Origin of the sequence: Rhodobacter calidifons, from assembly GCF_011174775.1 — a bacterium.
GTDB lineage: Bacteria > Pseudomonadota > Alphaproteobacteria > Rhodobacterales > Rhodobacteraceae > Tabrizicola > Tabrizicola calidifons.
Genome location: NZ_JAANHS010000037.1, coordinates 1 through 5,237, shown reverse-complemented (window position 1 = coordinate 5,237; position 5,237 = coordinate 1). Strand labels below are relative to the sequence as shown.

The window sequence follows — 5,237 nt, the reverse complement described above, 5'->3', positions numbered from 1 at the left end:
TCATGTCGGTGGTCATCGGTGGTCCTCTCGGTTCTGGGTGGGCGTAAGCAACCAGACCCTAACCGAACATCGCCGGTAACCACCTCAGCCAGAACCTACACCACGCTCAGGGACAGCATCATGATTTTCGTGGCGTTCACTCAACTATCAACCCAATTCGCCACGATCAGCCCCGGCACGGCGTCATGCGCCCGCGCGGCGTCCCGCGCGAGGTCCAGCCGCTTCGGCAGCTTGACCTGCGGCACCAGCAGGAAGATCGGCGCGGTGACGAGGCCCCTGTCGGTTTTCGACTTTGATGCCACGGCGCGACCCTTGGTGTTCAGCCGCCCCTCGGCCACCAGCAGGCTTGGGCCCCCACGGCGATAGATGAACCGCAAACGCAGGCCGGAGCGGCGTTCCCATTCGCCGGGGGTGATCCGGCCGCCGCGCAGGGACTTGCCTGCGGCAGGTGTTGGGATTGCCAGCCAGAAGCCGTTCTTCGAGCGGATCAGCGGGCCGGTGTCGTGCGCGCCGACGATCACCGGGGCGTTGGACCACACCACGGCGGCTGCGTTGAGGCTGGGCGTGGCCTTGGGGAACTGCTCCGACCGGATGGTGCGGGCGAGGCGCGGCCCGAGGCCCGCGCCGGTGATCTGCAGCCGCCAGGCGGCCTTCAGCCCGGTTCCGGCCTCGCGGATCGCGGCCGACACGGCGCGTTCCCCAGCGGCGACCTCGGCCGCCATCAGCGCGACGATGTCGGGATCGATGTCGAGCTTCAGTTTCATCGCGGTCACGCCGGGCGCAGGTCGACGGTCCAGACCAGCCGCTCGCGGTCGCGGACGGGCTCGCCCTGGATGAGGAAGGCCTCGCCCTCCATCTCGATCCGGTCGCCGGGGCGGGGGGTGGCACCTCGGCCACGCGCAGGTCGATCCGGGTGGACTCGGACCAGAGCCGCGCATCGCCAAAGTCGGTGACGGCATCGGCACGCCGAGCGACGATGCGCACGAGCACCGGCGCACCGCCATCGGCGATGTAGACCGCGTCTCTGCCGATGTTCGGATCGGCGAAGAGTGCCGCAAGCGCGGCGGAGAGGGCGTCCGGCATGTTTCCTCTTTCCTCAGAAAGGAAGTGACACTATGTTTTCCCCAGACAGGAGAAAGTCATGACCCTTTCCCATCAGATCGCCCGAAACCCCGAGGCTGGTGCCGTGCTGACCAAGGCTGCGCTGCGGGCGGCAGACCGGCTTGGCCTTTCGGGCCGACAACTGGCCGAGATCATCGGCGTCTCCGAGGCGACCGTCTCGCGCTGGAAACGGGGCGAGAGTCTGCTCGAGCCGGGCTCGAAGCCCTTCGAGCTTGCGGCAATTCTGGTGCGGACCTTCCGCTCGCTCGACGCGATCACCGGGGGCGACGAGGCGGTGGCGCGGCGGTGGCTGGCCGCTCCCAACACGGCGCTCGCGGCTCGACCCGTGGAGCGGATGACGCAGGTGCAGGGGCTTGTCGATGTCACGACCTATCTGGACGCAAGACGCGCTCCGCTCTGAGGCGCGGCCCTACGCGGGCCCGGCATGGCGGTTCGTCGAGGCCCAGCATCGGGTCTCGACCCTGAAGCTTGTCGACAGCCTGGCCGAACAGGCGGCCCTCGAGGAGATCCTCGAGGCCACGAAGCCGCCCCTGCCGGAGGAATGCCGCGCGCTCGATTATCTGCTGGCCACGCCTTTCCGGTATCGCCCCTATCCGGCGGGATCGCGGTTTCGCCGGGCGGGACTGACGCCGGGCGTCTGGTACGGGGCCGAGGCGCCCGAGACGGCGGCGGCCGAAATGGTCTTCTACCGCTTCCTGTTCTACGCCGAGAGCCCGGAAACCCCCTTTCCCGACGATGCGGCCGAATACACCGCCTTCTCGGCGGAGGTCGCAACGCCCGTGGCAGTCGACCTGACGGCCGGAGCACTGGCTACCGATCATGCTGGCTGGACCCATCTCACCGACTACGCAGCATGCCAAGGTCTGGCCGAGGAGGCCCGAGCGATCGGTGCAGAGGTGATCCGCTACGCCTCTGTCCGCGATACTTACCGGGGCGCGAACCTTGCCGTTCTGACCTGCCGTGCCTTTGCCGCTCCGCAGCCGGTCGAACGTCAGACCTGGCGCATCCGGATCGGTCCCACCGGCGCGCAGGCGCTGCGCGAGCATCCGCGCCTCGGGCTCGAGTTCCCGAAGGACAGCTTCGCCCCGGACCCACGCCTTGTCGGCATGGTCTGGGACCGCCCCCGCGCCCGATAGGCCGTCATCACGTCCGCCGCGCCGAACGCAGCACCTGCGGTCGGGTGCAGATCGGCAGCGGGTTGCTCTCGATCTCAAGCCGCACCCATTCGTCGCGATCCCGGTCGGGGATCGTGCGGGCGTAGAGCGGCTGGCCCAGCGTGTTCACCGTCTCGAAGGTGTCGGCCGGAGCGAAGTAGATCTCGAAGAGGCCCTCGACCCCCTCGGGATAGAAGTACGCCTTGTCCGTCGGCACCCCGAAGCCGAGGCCACCCCGGTAGCGGCGGAAGGTGATGCCGCCGAAGCTGACTTCCTCGCCCACGCGGCCGCGCAGATCGGCTGCGGCTGCGGTGTTGAGATAGGTCTCGCGGACCTCCTTGTGGGCAACCAGATCGGCGAAGAAGGCCGAGCCGCATTCGGCGCGCGGCTGGACCTGACCGGCGGCCAGCCCGCCGAGGCTGTCCTCGACGCTCTCGATCAGCGCCTGGCAGCGCTTCCTGAGCGCGCCCGAGGCGGGGCTCGCGTTGTCGAGGTCGAAGTCGGCCTCGGTGGCGGGCGTGATGCCGAACTCTGTGAAGTAGTTGACCACCGTCGCCCCGTCCTTCGGATCCTTCACCACGCCCTGGATACCGTTGAAGAGGTGGAACTCGAAGGTGGCCTCTGCGTCGTTCCGGAGCCGCCCGAGCTTGCGGGTCACCTCGGTCTGCACCTGCTGGGTGGTGGTTTCCGATCCGTGGTCGCGGATGGTCGGCGCGCTGATGCTAGAGACAAACGACGAATGGACCGTCCAGCGTGCCAGATACATGACGCTGGAAACCATCGCGCCGATGGGCGTTCGTCGGGGAATTGATCCACCGGATCAATTCCTGATCCTCCTCACTCCCGTCATCAGCCTGCCAGCCGCGGCATCCTGATCAAGCAGGCCCGCGCCGAGCGTCACGGTGACGATCAGCGCCAGCTACACCACTCCATGGGACAGCATCAAAATCATGCCACTACTCTGTAAATCGGTTGCCCGTCGCTAGAGCATTTCTCAACCGAAGCGCAAAGAGCAAAAATCGTTGCTCCGTTGGCAGACACGAAAACAACCCCAAGCAGAGCATTCGGGCTGGGACTTGTTGTCAAAGAAATGATCGCCCCTTCACCGACGGCAAGTTCGACAAAGGCATGGTGCTCGGCGGCGGCCAAACGCGCAATATCGAGGTAACTGACAACATTCTGTCGCGTGAAGTGAAGGACATCAAATGCCGCAACATCTCGAAGGAGGATTGTTTCGCAGTTGTCTGCGGGATCGGACGTGACCAGCAGCCTCAGGACGCGCCCTGTGGATTCGTAGGTAACGCCTACATATTCCACGTCGGCAAACCGTTCATCCCCTTCAAAGGTGATCATCTCCAATCCTCCGGACGGATCAACCCGTCATCACCTCGCCCGTCACCTGAAAAGCTCTCTTCCTCGGTCGCTGGCCGACCAGGCTGGCGCTCGCCGTCGATCCATTCGTGCGTATGGGGCTGACCTTGACCGTGATCGTGGCCCCAATCAACGTCTTTGATCGGTTTTCCGTCAGGTCCATACAATCTGTCTCCGCGAGGTCCGACAACCCAAGTTCCCGGACGCCCCTGTGGAGGCAAGCCCCGAGCTTCCGGCGCAGGTTCAACGGGTCGGCCCTCCGCATCCGTCTCCGGGATACCTTCTGGAAGCGCTCTGGGTCCGCCCTCTGTGCGATGTCCAAAAACATGCGGTGAGGAGGTGCCACCGAGCGATTGATAGCAGTCGGTCGAAAAGCCTGGTAAATCAAGAATATCGCGAACGAACTCATCGAGTTTGGGAAAGACCTCGACCCAGCCGGACGCAAATTCGCCGGGCCGCACTGTAATTCGTCCTTCGTTCCAAGCTCTCAAAGCCTGATCGACAACGCCCTGTATCCTGGCAATATCCTCTTGGTTTCCCTCCAAAGCCCGCCCTAGGGCGCCTGGGTCAGAGAGTTCGTGCAGCGCAAGAGCTTCGGCCATGATTTCGGAACTGGGCCCCGACCAGTCGGCTCCCGAGAAACGGCCTGAATTGAATTGACCCAAAGCATGCGCGCGGGCAGCCAGCACACCTTCGACCGTAAAGAGGTCAAGGCCGAGGCGTTCGGCAGACCTTTGAACGGCTGCTTCGTCAGCATAACGGCGAAATACCTCAAGCCCAACAGCCGCGACCGCAGCTAGGCCAAGGTGGGTTACGCCTCGGACTGGTCCGAGTATTTCGGCCACCAGCCCGGCGACGGCAGCGGCGACGTCCATTTCCACCTCGACCCGCTCTGGTCGGACGCGAACATCGATTTCATCGGCATCGACAACTACATGCCGCTCTCCGACTGGCGCGACGGCTTCGATCATGCCGATGCCCTCGAAGGCTGGCCCGCGATCCACGACCGGGGCTATCTGCAGGCGAACATCGCGGGCGGCGAGGGCTTCGACTGGTTCTATGCCTCGGTGGCCGACCGGTCGGCCCAGATCCGCACGCCGATCACGGATGGTGAGGCGGGGAGCGCCACTGGTTCGAGCGACCCGCCGAACGCAGGCAAGCCTTGGGTCTTCCGCTACAAGGATCTTCGCGCCTGGTGGTCGAACCCGCATTTCAACCGGCCGGGTGGCGTGGAAAGCGGCACGCCGACATCATGGGTGCCGCAGTCGAAGCCGGTCTGGTTCACCGAACTGGGCTGCCCCGCCATCGACCGGGGCACGAACCAGCCCAACGTCTTCTTCGACCCGAAGTCGTCGAAGAGCTTCACGCCCTGGTTCTCCCGCGGCTGGCGCGACGACGCGATCCAGCGCGCCTATCTCGAGGCCAGCTACCTCTGGTGGGGTCAGGGCGCAAACAACCCGACGTCCGCGGTCTATGGCGGCCGGATGGTCCATGTCCCCGAGTGCGCCGCCTTGACCTGGGACGCGCGACCCTATCCTTTCTTTCCGGAACTGACCGGGATCTGGACGGACGGGCCGAACTGGCGGCTCG

At 65.3% G+C, this 5,237-nt stretch carries 6 protein-coding genes and 2 pseudogenes; 4 read left to right on the top strand and 4 right to left on the bottom strand.

All coding sequences use genetic code 11. From position 1 onward, the window contains the following. Positions 1 to 140: 140 nt before the first annotated feature. Positions 141 to 764: a DUF6441 family protein gene (locus G8O29_RS18010; protein WP_166404578.1), complete on the bottom strand. Its 624-nt coding sequence runs from the start codon at positions 762 to 764 to the stop codon at positions 141 to 143. Positions 765 to 769: 5 nt separating this feature from the next. Further along, positions 770 to 1,083: pseudogene (locus tag G8O29_RS18640) on the bottom strand (head-tail joining protein). A gap of 58 nt (positions 1,084 to 1,141) precedes the next feature. Between G8O29_RS18640 and G8O29_RS18000 the strand changes: the two are divergent. Next, positions 1,142 to 1,522 carry an antitoxin Xre/MbcA/ParS toxin-binding domain-containing protein gene (locus tag G8O29_RS18000; protein ID WP_166404577.1) on the top strand — a complete coding sequence of 127 codons (381 nt, stop codon included), beginning with the start codon at positions 1,142 to 1,144 and terminating at the stop codon, positions 1,520 to 1,522. Then, positions 1,482 to 2,258, top strand: a complete 777-nt coding sequence (locus G8O29_RS17995) for an RES family NAD+ phosphorylase (RefSeq protein ID WP_166404576.1) — start codon at positions 1,482 to 1,484, stop codon at positions 2,256 to 2,258. Before G8O29_RS18000 ends, G8O29_RS17995 begins: the two co-directional genes overlap by 41 nt. A gap of 7 nt (positions 2,259 to 2,265) precedes the next feature. Here the strand turns inward: G8O29_RS17995 and G8O29_RS17990 are convergent, their stop codons facing one another. After that, the gene (locus G8O29_RS17990; RefSeq protein ID WP_242679192.1) at positions 2,266 to 3,042 is read right to left on the bottom strand and encodes a major capsid protein; all 777 of its coding nucleotides are present in this window, start codon (positions 3,040 to 3,042) and stop codon (positions 2,266 to 2,268) included. A 182-nt stretch (positions 3,043 to 3,224) separates the two neighbouring features. Next, entirely contained in the window at positions 3,225 to 3,629 is a 405-nt protein-coding gene (locus G8O29_RS17985) for a hypothetical protein (protein ID WP_166404574.1), read from the bottom strand. Positions 3,630 to 4,303: 674 nt separating this feature from the next. On the opposite strand from G8O29_RS17985, the gene G8O29_RS18340 reads away from it, so the two are divergent. Next, positions 4,304 to 4,447: a hypothetical protein gene (locus G8O29_RS18340; RefSeq protein ID WP_207623995.1), complete on the top strand. Its 144-nt coding sequence runs from the start codon at positions 4,304 to 4,306 to the stop codon at positions 4,445 to 4,447. A 3-nt stretch (positions 4,448 to 4,450) separates the two neighbouring features. Further along, positions 4,451 to 5,237 (top strand): annotated as a pseudogene (locus G8O29_RS17980) (GTA TIM-barrel-like domain-containing protein); the annotation flags it as partial.

Bases quoted from the DNA above. Each gene is read 5' to 3' on its own strand.
- G8O29_RS17985 (WP_166404574.1), bottom strand. From the start codon at position 3,629: ATGATCACCTTTGAAGGGGATGAACGGTTTGCCGACGTGGAATATGTA.
- G8O29_RS17990 (WP_242679192.1), bottom strand. From the start codon at position 3,042: ATGTATCTGGCACGCTGGACGGTCCATTCGTCGTTTGTCTCTAGCATC.
- G8O29_RS18010 (WP_166404578.1), bottom strand. From the start codon at position 764: ATGAAACTGAAGCTCGACATCGATCCCGACATCGTCGCGCTGATGGCG.
- G8O29_RS18000 (WP_166404577.1), top strand. From the start codon at position 1,142: ATGACCCTTTCCCATCAGATCGCCCGAAACCCCGAGGCTGGTGCCGTG.
- G8O29_RS17995 (WP_166404576.1), top strand. From the start codon at position 1,482: ATGTCACGACCTATCTGGACGCAAGACGCGCTCCGCTCTGAGGCGCGG.